Annotated in this window: 16 protein-coding genes and 1 pseudogene; 9 read left to right on the forward strand and 8 right to left on the reverse strand. The window is 38.9% G+C overall.

All coding sequences use genetic code 11. The features are described from left to right. Positions 1–35 precede the first annotated feature (35 nt). Both GQR39_RS01160 and GQR39_RS01165 read right to left on the reverse strand, forming a co-directional pair. Entirely contained in the window at positions 36–2,030 is a 1,995-nt protein-coding gene (locus GQR39_RS01160; RefSeq protein ID WP_024609134.1) for an ATP-binding protein, read from the reverse strand. A gap of 119 nt (positions 2,031–2,149) precedes the next feature. Further along, the gene (locus GQR39_RS01165; RefSeq protein ID WP_007579917.1) at positions 2,150–2,638 is read right to left on the reverse strand and encodes a GNAT family N-acetyltransferase; all 489 of its coding nucleotides are present in this window, start codon (positions 2,636–2,638) and stop codon (positions 2,150–2,152) included. 81 nt (positions 2,639–2,719) lie between these two features. Between GQR39_RS01165 and GQR39_RS01170 the strand changes: the two are divergent. From GQR39_RS01170 to GQR39_RS01195, 6 genes and pseudogenes are all read left to right on the forward strand, one after another. After that, positions 2,720–3,294, forward strand: a pseudogene (locus tag GQR39_RS01170) (glutathione peroxidase). 86 nt (positions 3,295–3,380) lie between these two features. Further along, complete coding sequence (locus GQR39_RS01175; RefSeq protein WP_002958009.1) at positions 3,381–3,662, forward strand: peptidylprolyl isomerase; 282 nt, start codon at positions 3,381–3,383, stop codon at positions 3,660–3,662. 64 nt (positions 3,663–3,726) lie between these two features. Continuing rightward, complete coding sequence (locus GQR39_RS01180; RefSeq protein ID WP_007579913.1) at positions 3,727–4,305, forward strand: glutathione S-transferase family protein; 579 nt, start codon at positions 3,727–3,729, stop codon at positions 4,303–4,305. A 17-nt stretch (positions 4,306–4,322) separates the two neighbouring features. After that, the gene (locus GQR39_RS01185) at positions 4,323–4,673 is read left to right on the forward strand and encodes a DUF2750 domain-containing protein (protein ID WP_007579911.1); all 351 of its coding nucleotides are present in this window, start codon (positions 4,323–4,325) and stop codon (positions 4,671–4,673) included. A 99-nt stretch (positions 4,674–4,772) separates the two neighbouring features. Continuing rightward, on the forward strand, positions 4,773–5,453 hold the full coding sequence (locus GQR39_RS01190; protein ID WP_024590219.1) for a hypothetical protein: 681 nt from the start codon (positions 4,773–4,775) through the stop codon (positions 5,451–5,453). A 148-nt stretch (positions 5,454–5,601) separates the two neighbouring features. Then, positions 5,602–8,175, forward strand: a complete 2,574-nt coding sequence (locus GQR39_RS01195) for a M1 family metallopeptidase (protein WP_165734619.1) — start codon at positions 5,602–5,604, stop codon at positions 8,173–8,175. A gap of 76 nt (positions 8,176–8,251) precedes the next feature. Here the strand turns inward: GQR39_RS01195 and GQR39_RS01200 are convergent, their stop codons facing one another. Both GQR39_RS01200 and GQR39_RS01205 read right to left on the reverse strand, forming a co-directional pair. Continuing rightward, positions 8,252–8,617, reverse strand: a complete 366-nt coding sequence (locus GQR39_RS01200; RefSeq protein ID WP_007579906.1) for a hypothetical protein — start codon at positions 8,615–8,617, stop codon at positions 8,252–8,254. A gap of 75 nt (positions 8,618–8,692) precedes the next feature. Further along, complete coding sequence (locus GQR39_RS01205) at positions 8,693–9,568, reverse strand: hypothetical protein (protein ID WP_165734620.1); 876 nt, start codon at positions 9,566–9,568, stop codon at positions 8,693–8,695. A gap of 157 nt (positions 9,569–9,725) precedes the next feature. On the opposite strand from GQR39_RS01205, the gene GQR39_RS01210 reads away from it, so the two are divergent. The 3 genes from GQR39_RS01210 to yjjG all read left to right on the forward strand — a co-directional run bounded on the left by GQR39_RS01210 (position 9,726) and on the right by yjjG (position 11,925). After that, a complete protein-coding gene (locus GQR39_RS01210; RefSeq protein WP_007579904.1) occupies positions 9,726–10,625 on the forward strand; it encodes a phosphoribulokinase in 900 nt (299 codons plus the stop codon). A 66-nt stretch (positions 10,626–10,691) separates the two neighbouring features. Beyond that, positions 10,692–11,237, forward strand: a complete 546-nt coding sequence (gene yjjX / locus GQR39_RS01215) for an inosine/xanthosine triphosphatase (RefSeq protein WP_007579903.1) — start codon at positions 10,692–10,694, stop codon at positions 11,235–11,237. A gap of 13 nt (positions 11,238–11,250) precedes the next feature. Next, a complete protein-coding gene (gene yjjG / locus GQR39_RS01220) occupies positions 11,251–11,925 on the forward strand; it encodes a pyrimidine 5'-nucleotidase (protein ID WP_165721132.1) in 675 nt (224 codons plus the stop codon). 93 nt (positions 11,926–12,018) lie between these two features. Here yjjG and lpxC read toward each other — a convergent pair whose 3' ends face one another. From lpxC to GQR39_RS01240, 4 genes are all read right to left on the reverse strand, one after another. After that, positions 12,019–12,930: a UDP-3-O-acyl-N-acetylglucosamine deacetylase gene (gene lpxC / locus GQR39_RS01225; RefSeq protein WP_024592892.1), complete on the reverse strand. Its 912-nt coding sequence runs from the start codon at positions 12,928–12,930 to the stop codon at positions 12,019–12,021. Positions 12,931–13,036: 106 nt separating this feature from the next. Continuing rightward, on the reverse strand, positions 13,037–14,284 hold the full coding sequence (ftsZ, locus tag GQR39_RS01230; RefSeq protein WP_007582938.1) for a cell division protein FtsZ: 1,248 nt from the start codon (positions 14,282–14,284) through the stop codon (positions 13,037–13,039). 21 nt (positions 14,285–14,305) lie between these two features. Then, positions 14,306–15,538 carry a cell division protein FtsA gene (ftsA, locus tag GQR39_RS01235; RefSeq protein ID WP_007582937.1) on the reverse strand — a complete coding sequence of 411 codons (1,233 nt, stop codon included), beginning with the start codon at positions 15,536–15,538 and terminating at the stop codon, positions 14,306–14,308. Continuing rightward, positions 15,535–16,314, reverse strand: a complete 780-nt coding sequence (locus GQR39_RS01240; RefSeq protein WP_007582934.1) for a cell division protein FtsQ/DivIB — start codon at positions 16,312–16,314, stop codon at positions 15,535–15,537. Before GQR39_RS01240 ends, ftsA begins: the two co-directional genes overlap by 4 nt.

Below are 16,314 nucleotides of genomic sequence, written 5' to 3' on the forward strand. Positions count from 1 at the left end.
TTCTCAAAAAAGTTACTTGGTATGCTAACTAGCAATTAATTACTGTGTTGTATTAATTGATCTTCAGCCAAATGATCATCTAGATTTATTTCTAATGGCACCTGTATAGATATAGTTGCACCACCATTTTCGTTGTTACGTGCAGTGATCTCACCTTGATGTAAAGACACAAACTCTCTACACAATGCAAGGCCCAATCCGGTACCACCGGCACCGCTATTTGTTTTGCTGCTTTGTACAAACTTAGTAAAAATATGTTCTAGCTCATCTTCTGGTATACCGACCCCATTATCGGTAACCTCTATAGTAGCAAGCTTATTATCTGACTCTAAATTTACCCGTATTTTACTTTTGGGTTCGCTAAATTTAAGTGCATTACCTAATACGTTTCGAAGTAACTGATTTATTTGCTCTTCATCACATTGCGCAATTACAGGTAATGGCTGCGCGGTAAATACAACCTCAATTTCTTTTTCCATTGCCGTACCAGATACATCATCAATACTTGTTTTTATAATGTTCGCTAAATTATATGGACGAGGATTAAATGGAAACTTACCCACATCTAGCTTAGATAGGTCGAGTAAATTATTTAGTAACGACAGTAAACGCTCACCACTACTCTCTATTCGCGATAGGTATTTAATGAGTTTCTCTTTTGCAAAATCTCCAGTTTCTAGTTTGCTTAAACCAAAACGTGAAAAGCTTAAAATAGAGTGCATAGGTGTTCGAAGTTCATGTGACATGTTTGCTAAAAACTCTGATTTACTTAAGTTTGCAGCCTCAGCGACGTTTTTAGCGTGCTCGAGTTGTGAAGTACGCGCTCTTACTTGCTCTTCAAGGAGATCTTTTGCTTCAAGTAGTAAATCTTCTTTTTGCTTGAGGTGAGTTACATTTTTAAATATTACGGCAAGTGCTATTTCGCCATGGTGATCTATCTCATTAAAAGATCCCACTAACGGTATATAGCCCCCTGCAGTTTTAGATAAACGTAAGTCGCAGCTAAATTGGCGATTACTATTTAATGTCGAAATTTTATTTTTAATACCTAACGTTGAATCATCATCTAAAAAGCTAAATACTGATTTACCTTCTAGTTCGTTAAACGGTAAGTTAAATAGTTTTAAACAAGCATCATTAGCTTCTATCACTCTACCGCATTTCTCAAACAACATAATTGCATCGGGCGTATGCTTATAGATAACCTGAAGTAGGCTGTCTTTTTCAATCAGGGCATCAACCGTATCTTGTAGCCTTTCGACAAGTTCTGCGTTATGGCGTTTTAATAACTCTGTTTGCCACAGTTTATGTATTGATTGTAATAATGAGCTGTCGTTCAATGGCTTAATAAGTACGTCTTCTACACCTTGACGAATAGCTTCAATCATTGAAACTTGATCGGGACGTGAGGTAAATAATAAGCAACGGCAATGTGGTTGCATTATTTTTAAGTTTGAAAAAATTTCTAAACCGGTTCCGTCATCTAAAACAAAATCACTTATTAGTATATCGATTTGCTTTTCTTTCGTAATTTCTAAAGCTTCTGCAGAGGTGGTTGCTGTATGTGTCTCGATATGAGCACCGATCAAGCTGTTTTTCATTTTTTCGAGGCGCTCAGGAACATGATCGACGAGTAAAATAGTAGGTAACTGCAAAATATGATTAGAGCCTAATTCTAGTAGGCTCTCTAAAAGAGAAGTAATTTCTTTATTAGAAAAAAACGGGTAGATCACGGTTGCGTCAGGCGCAACATGATTTAGCTCACTAAACGCAGTTAGTTGCTCACCACTTTGTGCTTTTGGAGCAAGCAGCATAAAACGCTCTTGCGCTACTTGGCTAACAAGCGGTTTTATAGAATCAACAGGCACACCATGGGCAACAACAACTAAGTCGTAGTCGCCTATATTGGTATACATGTCTAGCATGCTGAAATGAATTAATTCGACTTCACATCCTATTAATTCTAAAAGCACTTTCACACGCATTGCGATGACACTGCTACTATCAACAATTAATATTTTTCGAATCATCAAGCTACACTTCAAATTAATAAACTTAATATGTTAATAGCGTAGACTATTTTTATTTAATTGGCATAAACCCTTCGTCTTATTTTGTAAAAAAATATTACAACATTATGAAAAATAATTTATTCCAGATGTTTTCCAAAAATAGTAAGGCTATACGCCTTATCATCCATTATGGCAACGCTTGGCAACTCACCCCATATTGCAAAATCAAAATGCTTAAACAATTTAACACTCGGTAAGTTATGACTAAAAATAAAGCCGAGTAATACTTTAATATTTAATTGCTTAGCTTGTGTTTGAGCAAATATCATTAGCTTTTTACCAAGCCCTTTACCTTGCGCTTTACTGGTAATGTAAATGCTCATTTCTACTGTGCCGTCGTAAGCTGGGCGCCCATAAAACGATTTATAACTTACCCAAGCAAGTACTTGGTTATTTTCGCAGTAAACGTAAATAGGCCTTTTATCGTTGTGGCTATTAAACCAGTCACGCTTTTCGTCAACGCTCACTTCTTGCGTATCTGCAGTTACCATTCGCCCTGCAATAGTTTCGTTGTAAATGGCTACAATTTCATTAAGATCATTAATAGTTGCTAAACGGATTGTCATAGGTCATTAGAGGGTTGATCAATTTGTTCCATATTAGCGTATGATTATCCAATCAAACAATCGTAAAGTTTAGGTAATGTAATGCTTAAAATAATTATAATAGGTTTAACGGCTTTACTTATTAATGCTCCCCTTCAAGCTCAAACACCATCAATCATAAATAAAACCTCTACACAGGACTGCCAAGATTTTACCAATGTAGATATACGAAAGCTTCGCTCAAAAGAATCTATTAACTTGTGCCAATTTAAAAATAAACCTTTGTTAATAGTAAACACGGCAAGTAATTGTGGTTTTACATATCAATTTAAAGGCCTTGAGCGCTATATCAACAATACAAAGAGCAAGGTTTAGTCGTATTAGGGTTCCCCTCTGATGACTTTTTTCAAGAAGAAGACAATGAAAAAGAAACAGCGAAAGTATGCTTTGTAAATTATGGTGTAACTTTTCCCATGTTTGCCACCAGCAAAGTTCGTGGTAGCGAAGCAAATCCAATTTTTAAATATTTGAATGAGCAAACTAGCTCTCCAAATTGGAACTTTTATAAATACTTAGTGTCTGCTGATCGTAAAACAGTTTTACGGTTTAACAGTAAAGTGGCACCTAATTCAGAGCAAATGATTACTGCAATTGAAACTGCGTTTTCTGATAAATAAGTTTATACTGGTACAATTAGTTGAAACTAACTAGAATGATATTTCAATTCGGTTAAAAAAACACCACACTATACTCGGGAGATTTTATGACAGTAGCAAGCGCACGACATATACTTGTAGACAGTGAAGCACAATGCTTAGACTTAAAAACAAAAATTGAGCAAGGCGAAGACTTTGCTGAACTAGCAAAAGCACATTCTAATTGTCCTTCAGGTCAGGATGGCGGTGCTCTTGGTGAGTTTGGCCCTGGTATGATGGTTCCAGAGTTTGATAAAGTTGTGTTTTCTGCGCCAATTAATCAAGTACAAGGCCCTGTGCAAACTCAATTTGGTTATCATTTACTTGAAGTTACTAGCCGTTCAGAATAAATTTAACTGTACTGTAAGTAACATTTGATAAAAGCCGCTTATGCGGCTTTTTTATGGAGTAATTATGCAATTAATTGGTTCTGTACCTTCACCTTACGTGCGCCGCATTAGAATTTGGGCACAACAAAACAGCTGCAAACTAGAGCTTGTAAGTCTCGATATATTTTCTGAGCAAGATCGCCCTACTATGGCCAGTAAAAATCCAGCTCGAAAAATCCCAATACTGGTAGATGGCGACTTAACTCTTAGTGACTCTAATTCTATATTGCGTTATTTACTTGAAAAAACAGGTCAGCCAAAACTAACGTGGCCTCAAGAGCACTTACTTACGACTATAAATGCTTGTAACGATTCGTTAGTAGAAATGGTGTTATGTAAACGTTCTGGATTTGACACCAAAAGCGATAAATTATTTTTTAATCTGCAAAACGAACGTATTGAACAAACATTAAGCTTTTTAAATACCCATTTAAGCGATGAAGAATTTAAAAGCTGTGAATACCTCAACATCAGTTTATACTGCCTGCTTGATTGGATTTGCTTTCGCGAATTAGCTGACTTTAGTCAGCATTCAGCGCTTGTTGCTTTTCATAAGCAATATGACGAGCGCCAAGCAGCAATAGACACCAATCCTCGTCACTAATTTAAAAGGGTAAACACATGAGCGATATCGAAATTGAATCACAACTAGTTAACTTCGTAGAAAAAGTACGTGTTAGCGAAGTAATTTGGGCACTTGGTGCAGAAGATAATGGCTTTGTAGTGTGCGATTCTAACCAATTTGACGAAACTGACGTACTACTGCTTTGGGAAAGTGAAGCAGCAGCTAAAGCACAGTGTAAAGAAGAGTGGAAAGATTACAGCCCAGTAGAAATCAACCTTGATGAATTTTTAGATGCATGGGTTGAAGACTTAAATGAAGATAACGCACTTGTTGGTATCAATTGGAATGACGACCAAGTATGTGCAGAAATTGAACCTACAGGTTTAGCTCGCGCATTGAGTGAATAATACTTTATACGCTTTACTCTAAAAGCGGATAAAACCCGACTAGCATCTACTGCTAGTTGGGTATAAAATAAAACACATCATTATTTTCAAGGTATTACGTTGAAAACCCATCTTGGTCGCCGGCCCTTTTCAGCCATGGAACTGCACACTCTTTATAATGGATATATATACGGTGATTTTAAAGTTGCACGAGAGCAACCAAAACACTGGCATTTTTGGCTCCCTTTAATTGCATATTATAGTGGTGCTTATAGCGATGAGATTGGTTATTTAACGCTTGACGATCTGTCCCTTGAAAAAAACGTCTTATGCTTTAATTTTCATACCCACGGTAAAATAAAACCTCGCTTAGTTCCTGTACATCAAGCACTTATAAATGCTGGATTTAATGAATATATAACGTTCATCAAATCGCAAAACCAACACCGATTAATGTTCGACTTACCCGCTAAAACTGGCAGGTACAGTGAAAAAGTCCGCATTTGGTTTTCAGGCGAAGGTGAGCGAGCCGGTTATCTGCAAAAATGTGATATACCAAACGTAGATCAACTCGGTATGAAAACAGCAATAAGCAGTCTTCGTCTTAACTTTGAGCAACAAGTGCGTATATACGCCCTACAAGCTAACTCTAAAGACGCTTTTAATTACTTGATGGGTTTTAACGAGTATCCACACGATGTGTTTAGCGATACCCACTTATTAAATACCGTTGTCCAACAAATACGTATTATTAACTCACACCTGCATTGGCAGCGTTTTATAACACGCGAAAGCCACTGACAAACTTTGTTACTATTTCCCCTTAAAGTCACCGTTATAATCAATTACTCTATTTAAAAAAACTGTTAGGATATCTAACCCCCTAATTATATGAGCATAAAAAAGCCTATTTAGGGTAGTTTCTAACAACAACAATCTAGGGATCACTATGTTTCTTAAAAGCCTCTTAACAGTGAGCGTTGCTTTGGCAATGGGTGCTGCAAACGCTAACGAATTCGTTATTGAAAAACTCGCAAAACCAAGTTCACAACAGGTGTCGTTAACACTCGACCCGAGCCAAGATACATTCACAGGGATGACTGAGATTTCCCTAGAAGTACTAAAACCAACAAAATACATTGAGTTAAATGGCGTAGCTTACGCTGTTAAAATGGCGCAACTGCTTGGTGATGAAAACTGTGATTTAAACAATGAAATGCTTAAAACAGGTAAAGTGAAATTTAGCTGTGATGAGCAAATTCAACCAGGTAAATACACCCTTAAAGTTGATTTTTCAGCGCCATATAACCGTCAAAGTGTTGGTTTATACAAAACATTAGACCAAGGCACTCCTTACTTATTTACTCAATTTGAAATGAGTGATGCACGCCGTGCATTTCCTGTTTTTGACGAGCCAAGTTACAAAATTCCATTTCAGTTAACGATTACGGCACCTACATCACAAAAAGTATATTCAAATACGCCAGAGTTAAAAACAACAGTTAATGGCGATATGACCACACACTTTTTTGATAAAACACCGCCAATCCCTTCATACCTAGTAGCGATGGCTGTTGGCCCGTTTGAAGAATTAGAAATTAAAGGCATGCCAATTCCTGGTCGTGTAATTACCCCTCAAGGTAAAATTCACTTAGCCCAATACGCAAAAGAAAATATGCCAAAAGTACTGGGCGCACTTGAAGCGTATTTTGGTATCCCTTACGTTTACAAAAAACTAGACTCAGTAGCGGTACCAGAGTTTCCATTTGGCGCAATGGAAAACTCAGGCTTAGTGACCTACAGAGAAGATATTTTATTGGTTGATTTAGCTGCCGCAACACGCAGTAAAAAACAACGTAATGTATCAATTATTGCTCACGAACTTGCTCACCAATGGTACGGTAACTTAGTAACCATGAAATGGTGGAACGACTTATGGTTAAACGAAGCGTTTGCTAGCTGGATGGCTGCAAAAATTACTAAGCAGCTTAACCCTGAGTTTGAATCGCACTTAGACCTGCCACAAAACAACGTAATGGCACTTGATGCACGCCTAAGCACCAAGCCTATTCGTAAGCCAATTAAAACCGAAGCTGACATTATGGATGGTTTAGGTCTTGCTTACAGTAAAGGCAGCTCAGTACTTGCTATGGTTGAAAACTGGATTGGCGAAGATGCATTTCAAAAAGGTATTCAAAGCTACTTAAAAGAGTTTTCATATAAAAACGCAGAAGCGGCCGACTTATGGGAAGCACTTGGTAAAGCATCAAATAAAGACGTAGCGAGTGTTTTAAAATCGTTTATTGAACAGTCTTCTTTCCCACTAGTTAAAGTAACTCAACAAGGCAGCAAAGTAACTATTTCACAAAGCCGCTTTGTAAATGCAGGCGTTGATGCGCCAGAGCAGTTATGGAATGTTCCGGTTGCAATTAAATATGGTGCTGGCGATAAAGTAAAAACAGCAAATGTATTACTTAATAAACAAAGCCAAACGCTAGACTTAGACTTTGAGCCAGAATGGATTTATCCTGACCAAGGTGCACTAGGCTACTACCGCTGGGTAATGGATGACGCACAATTTAGCGCACTTGTTAAAAAGGCGCCAAGCGTACTGAGTGACCGTGAACGCCTAGCGTTGTTATCGGCTACTGATGCACTACTTGACGCTGGTGTTATATCTGCTGCTAAGTTAATGCAAACACTTGAAGTGTTCGTAAGCGATAGCCACCCTCGCGTAGCAAATACCGCGCTAGGTTACTTAGTATCGCAACAACGTACTTTTAAAGACGATAGCAATAAAGACCTATGGCCTGAATTTATTCGTAATGCAGTAACGCCTGCAGCTAAAAAATATGGTTTAGAAGCTAAAGCGGGAGAAGACGGAGCTATTGCACAACTTCGTGCGGCCGTTGTATCACGCTTAGGTTTTGATGGTGAAGATCAAAACGTAATCAGTAAAGCGAAAGAACAAACACAAGTTTATTTAAATGCTCCACAAAAAGTAGACCCTTACTTAGCCGGTACGTACTTAACTCTTGCTGCTTTTCATGGTGACAAAGCGCTGCTTGATCAATTCATGACAACATTTAAAACAACGAAAGATCCACAAGTACGCACTAACATGCTTGCTGCAATGGGCTTTTTTGGTAAACCTGAGTTACAAAAAGCGGTATTAGCTTATAGCTTAACGGATGAAGTAACTGCATCTGACATGCGTACTATTTTGTCAGGTCAAAGTTATACAGATGAGCGCCAAGCGTTATTTATTGACTGGGTTTACAGTAACTACGATAAAGTAACAGCAAGCTTACCGCCTTTCTTTATTCCTAACTTGCCGTACTTTACAACGGCGAGTTGTAATGCAGAAAGTTTAGCTAAAACAAAGACCTTTTTTAACGAGAAAGTAGCTGATGTAGCCGGTTACGCTCGTACATTAAGTAAGCTTGAAGAAAGCACAAACGATTGTATCGCGCTTAAAACACGTGAACTTGAATCGGTTAATAGCTTCTTAAAAAGTAAGTAACCCTTAGGTTTATTAAGCTATAAAAACACAAAAGCCGCTGAATATAAATTCAGCGGCTTTTTACGTTTATGTTTTACTAGTTACCAATAATCATCGTTAGCTTGGCTATAAAGTCTTTGGCTGCTTGCTCAGAATTTATTTTAAACGCCACACCGTAGTGAATAGGCTGAGCACTTTTAAAAATACGTGTAGGAAAGCGTGTCATCTCGCTGCTATGAAAGTAGCCTTGCGCACGAGTTACGCCATCAATATCACTAAAGTCATCGCTAAACACCTCAAATGCTGGGCGAATTACTATTTTACCCTTGCCGCTTTCGCTGTGGGTATAAAATGCTTCTTTAGAGTTTACTAACATGTACTCTGCAATATTTTTAATCTTAAAATTACTTCTACACTGTAATTTAATGAGCTGTTCTGTCAGCTCGTCTGCACTATAAGCCACGTGTAATCCCTATTAGTTAATTTGCGTATTAGATTAACGCATACACACAATAAAATCTGAATTTATTTGTCTGCTTTACTGCGTTATATCACATACAAAAGCGAGTTTTTCATTGTTGTAACTCATTCTTGTTATATTTGTTTCGCAGTAGGTGCTTAAATTAAGCCATTGCGATACTTCATCACTTCCATCAAGTTTACGCTGATAAACGCGGTTTTTAATAGCATAAGCGATAGTTTCATCATCTTTCAAAATAAAATCTTGAACTTGAGCAGGTAACCTTAGTAGGTCTTCAACTTGTTTATCCTGTGGATTAAAACTCGCTAAAATATGTTGCTCGTTTTTAGTGTAACTAAATAAAAATGCAGCTGTAGAGTTGTTATAAATAAGCGTTCGGCCAATATTACTGGCAGCTATTTCCCCCTTCGCTTGTGCAACAGAAGTATATTGAAGAGTGTGAGGCTTTCCTAAAATAAACATTACTAAATCATTTTGAACACCCCATGCATGGTACCCAACAGGTTCAATCCAATCAAAAATACGACTTGGCGCATCTTCGCTTTTGAGTGGGTATTGCCACAGTTTTTGCTTACCATCTGCCTCTACAACAATCGCTGATACTGCATCACCACTTGGCATAACCGTTGGTGAATATTCGCTTACGGGAGAGTTACTGATATTAATAACTTTTTTTGATGTTAAATCGTAATAAGCAATATCGGTTTGGTTTTGCTCACCTGCAGTCACCTCATGAGTAAAGTATAAACCTGTACTTGTTAAGTGCGGTTGGTTGTTATAACTGTTTTTATCACTCACTATATTAACTTGTACCCCATAAGGCGTATTTAAATCAGCAAGTAATACTTGGCTTTTTGGCATGCTAGCCTGCGCCATAATTGGGCTAAGCGCTGCTATAGAAAATATCCCAAGTAATGGTTTAATAAGTTTCATGCTTTCTCTCGTTTTAATTTTAAGCACCTCATGATAACGTTATTTGCTGATGACGTCACTTGAGCTAAGTCAGTCAACTCTTAAGATACCCAAACGGCTTAAAATAATGTTAAGTTTAGTCTGGTTATAAAACCTGGTCCTAAAAAAGAGAATTAACATGTCAGCTAAAAATCCTATTATTGCGATTACGGGTTCGTCTGGTGCGGGTACAACCACCACAACCAATGCAATTAAACATATTTTCCGTAGCCTTAATATTGAAGCGGCTTTTATCGAAGGAGATAGCTTTCATCGTTACACTCGCCCTGAAATGGATAAAAAAGTACGTGAAGCACAACAAGAAAATAAACACATTAGTTACTTTGGCCGAGAAGCAAATGACTTTGGTGCTTTAGAAGCGTTGTTTGAAAACTACAGTGAAACAGGCCAAGGTAAGTTACGCCGATACTTACACACCTTTGATGAAGCCGTCCCATATAATCAATTACCGGGTACATTTACTCCTTGGCAAGACCTTGATAGTAATACTGATATATTGTTTTATGAAGGGTTACACGGCGGCGTAGTTGATCAAGATGTAGACGTTGCAAAGCATGTCGATTTATTAATAGGCATGGTTCCAATTATTAACCTTGAGTGGATTCAAAAATTAATACGCGACACATCCGAACGAGGCCATTCTCGCGAAGCGGTTATGGGCTCTATTGTGCGCAGTATGGATGACTATATAAATCATATTACCCCGCAGTTTTCTCGTACCCATATTAATTTTCAACGAGTGCCTACTGTTGATACATCAAACCCATTTAGCGCCAAAGATATTCCATCTCTCGATGAAAGCTTTGTAGTTATTCGCTTTAGGGGTATTGATGATGTTGATTTTCCTTATTATTTACGCATGATCGAAGGCAGTTTTATGTCTCGTATTAATACGCTTGTAGTACCAGGCGGCAAAATGGGCTTGGCTATGGAGCTTGTGCTTACCCCATTAATTAAAGATATTATTTTGAAAAAGCGTGCACTGGAAAACCTAGCACCACTCGATTTACCTATTTGATTACCGACTCTTTTTTGTTAAAGCTAACTCACGTACACTGCTGATTTTGCTCAAGGTGAGATCAGCATGTCACAACAATTAAAAATTATTGTCGGTTCTAAAAATCCTGTAAAAATAAATGCCGCTAAACATATTTTTACTATGTATTTTCCAGAATGTATCATTGACTGTGAAGGTGTGAATGCTCCCTCAGGCGTGCCCGATCAGCCTATTGGCGAAGACGAAACACGTATTGGCGCGCAAAACCGTGTTAATTATTGCAAAAAGCACCACCAAGCTCACTATTACGTTGCAATGGAAGGCGGTGCAGAGCAATTTAGCTATGGTGCAGCAACCTTTGCTTACGTTGTTATTGATAATGCCTTAAATCAAGTTGTAGGGCGTAGCAGCAACCTTCCTCTACCCCAAGTACTTTATAATGCATTACTTAAAGGTGAAGAACTTGGCGATGTAATGGACAAAGCATTTAATACCACCAACGTTAAACAAAAAGGTGGCGCTATTGGTCTACTTACCAACAATCATGCCACGCGCGAAAGTACCTATACACAAGCACTCACTTTAGCTATGGCGCCTTTTTTACACCCTGAGCTATACGGCCAAACAAATTAATTTAGGAAGTTTAATGAAGTACAACTATGTATTGTTTGATGCAGACGAAACCTTATTTAGGTTTGATATTTTAGCGGGCATGACTCGCATGTTTAAAGCTTACAACGTAGATTTTAGCCAAGACGATTATATTCATTATCAAAAAACCAATAAGCAGCTGTGGGTTAATTATCAAAATGGCACTATTAGCGCAGATTACTTACAAGTAACACGCTTTAATGAGTGGGCTTCAAAACTTAATGTGCCAGCAAAAGAGCTAAACGATGCTTTTTTAGATTCTATGGCGCAAATTTGCGAGCCATTACCTGGTGCTATTGAGCTTTTAAATAAACTTAAGCCAAATGCTAGATTAGGTATTATTACTAACGGATTTGCCCGCTTACAAACCGTACGCCTTGAGCATACTGGCTTAAAAGATATGTTTGAATGGTTAGTTATATCTGAACTTGTAGGTATAGCAAAACCGAATAAAGCGATTTTCGAGCACACATTTGAGCTAATGGGTAACCCAGATAAAAGCGAGATACTTATGGTAGGTGATACTGCTGCAAGTGACATACTTGGCGGCAACAATGCAGGTATTGATACTTGCTGGTTACAACACCCTGGTGAACAATTAGCCGACGGAATAAAGCCAACCTATACAGTAGCTAGTTTAAATCAGTTACAAGCTCTTTTAGAGTTATAATAAAGTATAGAGCTATTAAATTTCACGCAAAAAAAATGACGCTAATTAGCGTCATTTTTTATAACTGTTTTTCGAGCTGCTCTTTTACTGCTTTTAGGCTGGAGCTAACTCAAGACCGGGTGCAGGCATCGTCACAGGCGTTTCAAATGTTGCCCACTCCCATGCTGACTCTGTAGCCATAATTTTACGAAGTAATTTATTATTTAAATCATGACCCGATTTAAATGCAGTTACTTTACCTAAAAGATTATGGCCTGTCATAAACATGTCACCAACACAGTCTAATATCTTGTGCTTAACAAACTCGTCGCTATAACGTAAACCGTTAGGATTTAAAACTTTGAACTCATCAAGTACCACAGCACTATCCATGCTACCACCTAGCGCTAGGTTGTTTGCATGCATGTATTCAATATCTTTCATAAATCCAAAAGTACGCGCACGGCTAATTTCTTCAATAAAGCTTTGCGTTGTTATATCCAACCCAATACGTTGGCGACTTTCATTGATAGCTGGGTGGTTAAATGCAATCTCAAAGTCGATATGAAAACCATCATATGGTTCAACTTCAGCCCACTTATCACCTTCTTCAATGCGTACTTTTTCTTTAATACGGACAAAGCGTTTAGCAACGTTTTGCTCTTCAATTCCGCCTTTTTGTAACAGATATATGAATGGTAATGCACTACCATCCATAATCGGCACTTCTGAGCTATCTAATTCTACAATTAGATTATCAATTCCCATTGCAGCAACGGCTGCAATAAGATGCTCAGTAGTCGATAAGCGAACACCATCTTTGTTAATTAAACAGGTACACAACTGCGTATCACCAACGGCTTCAGGTGTTGTTTCAAAATCAACAACCGGATCAAGGTCGACACGACGAAATACAATCCCAGTATTTGCGCTCGCAGGTCGGAGAGTTATTGTGACCTTCTCACCTTTATGAAGTCCAATTCCTATGGCTTTGACTACTTCTGCAATCGTACGCTGTTTAATCATAGGTATGCTCACTTTTAAATCAGTTACAGTTATATGGCGGATTTTAACATAAATCCTTTTGTCTTTCAATATTTGTACATATTTCAAACAAAAGTATTATTAAATGTTAATCAGCCTGCTTACGTAAAAAAGCGGGGATATCAAAATAATCACCACCTTCTGATTTATCCGCTTTTTTACTATTTTGTGCTGAAGAGCTTGATGCACTGCTTGAACTAGTTGTAGGCGCTTTTTCTTTGCTTTGCGTTTGCGCTTTAGCAGTGTTTTCTTCAGTGTTTGTATCTTGGCTTGCAAAGCTTGGTACGTACATACTGCTCGTTTGGTTTGATGTGCTTGCAACATCAGAACCTGATGCTTTTTTAAAGCCGTTATCAACAATACCAAACTGTGGACGACGATCGCCGCCTAAGCCAGTTGCGACAACCGTTACACGTAGCTCATCAGTCATTTCTGGGTCGATTACCGCACCAACAACAACCGTTGCGTTTTCTGACGCAAGTGCTTTAACGTGATTACCAACAATTTCAAATTCTTCAATCGCAATGTCCATACCTGCGGTGATATTAACTAAGATACCTTTAGCACCTGTTAAATCAACGTCTTCTAGTAGTGGGCTTGAGATAGCCGCTTCTGCTGCTTCTTGTGCACGATCAGGACCTGACGCAGACGCCGTTCCCATCATTGCAGTACCCATTGCAGACATTACAGTTCTAACATCGGCGAAATCCACGTTAATTAAACCAGAACGTGTAATTAGCTCTGCTATACCTTGTACCGCACCAAATAATACGTCATTAGCTTTAGCGAAGGCATCTAGAAGTGTAGTCCCTTTTCCTAAAACTTTAAGCAATTTATTGTTCGGAATTGTAATAAGTGAATCTACAATTTCTGACAATTCGTTAATACCTTGTTCAGCGGCTGCTGCACGTTTTTTACCTTCAAAATCAAAAGGACGTGTTACAACTGCAACGGTTAAAATACCGAGTTCTTTAGCAATTTTAGCAACTACCGGTGCTGCACCAGTACCTGTACCACCGCCCATACCGGCTGCAATAAATACCATATCGGCGCCTTCAAGGCTGGCACGAATTGTATCTGCATCTTCTTCAGCCGACTTACGGCCTACTTCAGGGTTTGCGCCCGCACCCAACCCAGAGGTTATTTGCGTGCCTAGCTGAACTGTAATATCGGCAGCAGAGTTACGTAATGCTTGCGCATCCGTATTAGCGGCTATAAAACGCACGCCTTCTATTTGTTGTTTAACCATGTGCTCAACAGCGTTACCGCCACCACCGCCCACGCCGATTACTTTTATTACAGCTTCTTCGCTGTGTTGTTCCATTATATCAAACATGTTTACTCTCCGACTTGAGTCTTAAAACTCGCCTTGGAACCATTTAGTAATGCGGTTCCACCAATTATTGTTATCCTCTGCTTTCGACTTTTGTGCATTCATCGATTGCATAGTACGCCCGTATTGTAACAAACCAACAGCGGTTGCGTACGAAGGATCATCTACATAGTCTGTCAAACCAACCATCCCGATTGGTTTGCCTATTCTTACTGGCATTTGAAAGATATCTTCTGCCACTTCCATCGCGCCAGTCATTTTAGCAGTTCCGCCTGTAATAACGAGACCTGCCGCAATTTGGTCTTCTAAGCCTGAACGACGAATTTCTTCCATCGCAAGCTCGAATAATTCTCTAAAACGAGGCTCTACCACCTCAGATAATGTATGGCGCGACATTAACCTTGCTGGTCGTCCGCCTACACTTGGTACCTCAATTGTGTCTTCGCTACTTGCCATTTGGCTACTAGCACATGCGTATTGTACTTTGAGTGACTCGGCATGTGATATAGGTGTGCGAAATATTTTTGCAATATCACCAGTAACTTGGTTACCCGCCACAGGAATAACCGCTGAGTGACGAAGTGCACCATTAATATAAATGGTGATATCCATAGTGCCGCCACCAATATCAAGTACTGCAACACCTAGCTCTTTTTCGTCATCTGTTAGTACAGAATAACATGACGCTAATGCAGTAAAGATAAGTTGATCGACTTCAAGACCACAGCGCTCTACGCATTTCTCGATATTTTTTGCCATATCGTTTGAGCACGTAATAATGTGTGCACGCGCTTCCATACGAACACCACTCATACCAAGTGGGTTTTTAATGCCCTCTTGCATGTCGATACTGTATTCTTGCGGCAATGCATGCAGCATTTTACGTTCTGCCGAAATAGGCACAGAACGCGCAATATGAATTACATTTTCAATGTCTTCGTCAGTGACTTCAGTGTTATTAATTGCCACCACGCCACTTTCATTTTGACACTGTATATGTTTGCCAGAAATACCCAAATACACAGAGCTAATACGACAATCAGCCATTAACTCGGCTTCGTCTATTGCTCGGCGAATAGACTCAGACACTAAGTTTAAATCGTTAACGCCGCCTTTATCCATACCATGAGATACTTGGCTGCCCACACCAACAATGCTGAGCTTGTTATCTGCGGTGATTTCACCTACCGTGGCAACCACTTTCGAGGTGCCAACATCTAACCCTATTACTAGGTTTCTTTCTGCTGACTTAGTCATGCCTTACTCTTATTTTGTAATTGTTCTTCTTGCACTGGCTTAAAGCTGACTGCAAGGCCGGTATCATACCGTAAATCTATTGTATCTACTTGTGCATCTGCACGTTGTTCCATTCGTGGATAAACGTCTATAAAACGTTGTACACGCTTGGCTTTATCTTTACGTCCTAAATTTAAACGTATTCCGTTATCTAACCATAGTTGCCACGAAAAGCGCTCCGACAATGCCAAACTTGTTAACGTTAAGCCGTTAACTTTTAGCATTTCATCAAATTGCTTAAAAGCAATCCACGCTTCTTCTTCGCTGCCTTCTGGGCCGTATAACTGCGGTAAGTCATCATCTAACTTATCGCTGCTGGCTTGAAATGCCTGACCACTTTGGTTGAGCAATAAGTCGCTATTCCAATGTGCTACTACTTCATGTTCAACAACATATACTTGTATAGTATCAGGCCATTGTTTACGCACCGAAGCGGTAGCAACCCAGGGTAAGTCTTGAACTAGCTGCTGCACATGCTTAACATCAAGTTCAAAAAAACTACTTAAATCGGCTTTTTTAATCGCTTTTATAATTGCCGTTTCATCTGTGTATTTAGGCTGCCCTTGCACTGTAAGGTGCTTAATTTGAGCATCTTTGTTTTCAACTAACCAATCCGATACACCTGTTGTAATTTGCACTAAGCCAATTACAACTATCAGAAAAAAGCTCACACCAAAAATCAGAGACCAATTAAGTTTCAGTTTGATTTCCTGAGCTTTTTCTAAAAGGGGATGCAT

Source organism: Pseudoalteromonas sp. C8, assembly GCF_011378685.1.
Taxonomy (GTDB): domain Bacteria; phylum Pseudomonadota; class Gammaproteobacteria; order Enterobacterales; family Alteromonadaceae; genus Pseudoalteromonas; species Pseudoalteromonas arctica.